The sequence below is a fragment of the Convivina praedatoris genome (genome assembly GCF_933208495.1).
Classification (GTDB): Bacteria; Bacillota; Bacilli; order Lactobacillales; family Lactobacillaceae; genus Convivina; species Convivina praedatoris.
The window spans coordinates 1-511 of record NZ_CAKOET010000021.1 but is presented as its reverse complement, the minus strand read 5'-3'; the positions used below and the strand labels follow the sequence as shown (position 1 = coordinate 511).

The window sequence follows — 511 nt, the reverse complement described above, 5'->3', positions numbered from 1 at the left end:
TCGGCAAGTGCTTCAACCTCAACTAGTGAATCGGTTTCTGGCTCAACGTCAGCTTCAAAATCAGCAAGTACGTCAACATCAGTTTCGGGTTCTGACTCAAAGGCCAAGAGCAAGTCGGCTTCAACCTCAACATCAGTTTCAGGTTCTGACTCTGCTTCGACTGAATCGGCAAGTGCTTCAACCTCAGCAAGTACATCCAAGTCAAATTCAGCTTCTGAATCAACAAGTCAATCAGCTTCAACGAGTGCCTCGATCTCTGCTTCAATTTCAAGCTCAAAGTCGACGTCTAGGTCGGCAAGTACGTCGACTTCTGATTCAAACTCTGACTCAAAGGCAGCTAGTGAATCCGTTTCGACTTCGATTTCAAATTCAGCTTCAACAGCATCGATGAGCACTTCACTTTCAAATAGCTCATCTAAGGCAATTTCGACTTCGGAATCAGCGAGTCAGTCGGCTTCAACGAGTGCCTCGATTTCTGATTCAACTTCTGGATCAAAGTCCGCTTCCAAGT

Annotated in this window: 1 pseudogene; it reads left to right on the top strand. The window is 45.8% G+C overall.

Annotation, left to right across the window (positions count from 1 at the left end):
- Positions 1 to 511, top strand: a pseudogene (locus M4974_RS07845) (hypothetical protein); the annotation flags it as partial.